Source organism: Flavobacterium rhizosphaerae (assembly GCF_046000445.1).
In the GTDB taxonomy this organism is placed as follows: domain Bacteria; phylum Bacteroidota; class Bacteroidia; order Flavobacteriales; family Flavobacteriaceae; genus Flavobacterium; species Flavobacterium rhizosphaerae.
In genome coordinates this window covers 3,338-5,241 of the sequence record NZ_JBELPZ010000034.1, presented here as the reverse complement: position 1 = coordinate 5,241, position 1,904 = coordinate 3,338, and the positions used below count along the sequence as shown (strand labels likewise).

At 48.0% G+C, this 1,904-nt stretch carries 1 rRNA gene; it reads left to right on the top strand.

The window, feature by feature from the left end:
- Window positions 1–360 precede the first annotated feature (360 nt).
- A 16S ribosomal RNA gene (locus ABS766_RS16635) occupies window positions 361–1,876 on the top strand.
- Window positions 1,877–1,904 lie beyond the last annotated feature (28 nt).

Genomic DNA, 1,904 nt, shown 5'->3' with positions numbered 1-1,904 from the left:
AGGGATTACGGGGTTAGTTTTGAGTAAGGGTATTAAAAAAAAATACTTTTCAAAAAGCTTGCTTTGTAAAGGAAAAGAGTAGTATCTTTGCCGTCCTGTTTTACGGAGCAGGGGTTGCAGGAAACATTCTTTTACCGGGTTAAAAATAAAAAAAAATATTTTTTAAAAAAAACCCTTGCGAGATTAAAAAAGAGTTGTACTTTTGCAGCCGCTTTGAGAACGAAAGTTCTTAAGCGAAAATAAAGAGAAGACACGTTCATAGACATATTGGATTGACAGCATATAAGAGAGAGTAAGCGTACTTGATATTTTATCGGGTAAGAGACCTGGAGAGAATACCGTATACAATATTAAAAATATACGATGAAGAGTTTGATCCTGGCTCAGGATGAACGCTAGCGGCAGGCCTAACACATGCAAGTCGAGGGGTAGGAGCTTTCGGGCTCTGAGACCGGCGCACGGGTGCGTAACGCGTATGCAATCTGCCTTGTACAGGGGGATAGCCCAGAGAAATTTGGATTAATACCCCATGGTATTTTGATGTGGCATCACATTATTATTAAAGTTCCAACGGTACAAGATGAGCATGCGTCCCATTAGCTAGTTGGTATGGTAACGGCATACCAAGGCTATGATGGGTAGGGGTCCTGAGAGGGAGATCCCCCACACTGGTACTGAGACACGGACCAGACTCCTACGGGAGGCAGCAGTGAGGAATATTGGTCAATGGGCGAGAGCCTGAACCAGCCATGCCGCGTGCAGGATGACGCATCTATGGTGTGTAAACTGCTTTTGTACGGGAAGAAACACCTCTTCGTGAAGAGGCTTGACGGTACCGTAAGAATAAGGATCGGCTAACTCCGTGCCAGCAGCCGCGGTAATACGGAGGATCCAAGCGTTATCCGGAATCATTGGGTTTAAAGGGTCCGTAGGCGGCATTATAAGTCAGTGGTGAAATCCGGCAGCTCAACTGTCGCACTGCCATTGATACTGTAATGCTTGAATGTTTGTGAAGTAACTAGAATATGTAGTGTAGCGGTGAAATGCTTAGATATTACATGGAATACCGATTGCGAAGGCAGGTTACTAACAAATGATTGACGCTGATGGACGAAAGCGTGGGGAGCGAACAGGATTAGATACCCTGGTAGTCCACGCCGTAAACGATGGATACTAGCTGTTCGGATTTCGGTCTGAGTGGCTAAGCGAAAGTGATAAGTATCCCACCTGGGGAGTACGAACGCAAGTTTGAAACTCAAAGGAATTGACGGGGGCCCGCACAAGCGGTGGAGCATGTGGTTTAATTCGATGATACGCGAGGAACCTTACCAGGGCTTAAATGTAGAGTGACAGTTTTGGAAACAGAATTTTCTTCGGACACTTTACAAGGTGCTGCATGGTTGTCGTCAGCTCGTGCCGTGAGGTGTCAGGTTAAGTCCTATAACGAGCGCAACCCCTGTTGTTAGTTGCCAGCGAGTCAGGTCGGGAACTCTAACAAGACTGCCGGTGCAAACCGCGAGGAAGGTGGGGATGACGTCAAATCATCACGGCCCTTACGTCCTGGGCTACACACGTGCTACAATGGCCGGTACAGAGAGCAGCCACTGGGTGACCAGGAGCGAATCTATAAAGCCGGTCACAGTTCGGATTGGAGTCTGCAACCCGACTCCATGAAGCTGGAATCGCTAGTAATCGGATATCAGCCATGATCCGGTGAATACGTTCCCGGGCCTTGTACACACCGCCCGTCAAGCCATGGAAGCTGGGGGTACCTGAAGTCGGTGACCGCAAGGAGCTGCCTAGGGTAAAACTGGTAACTGGGGCTAAGTCGTAACAAGGTAGCCGTACCGGAAGGTGCGGCTGGAACACCTCCTTTCTAGAGATTACGGTCTCCGGTTTTTATT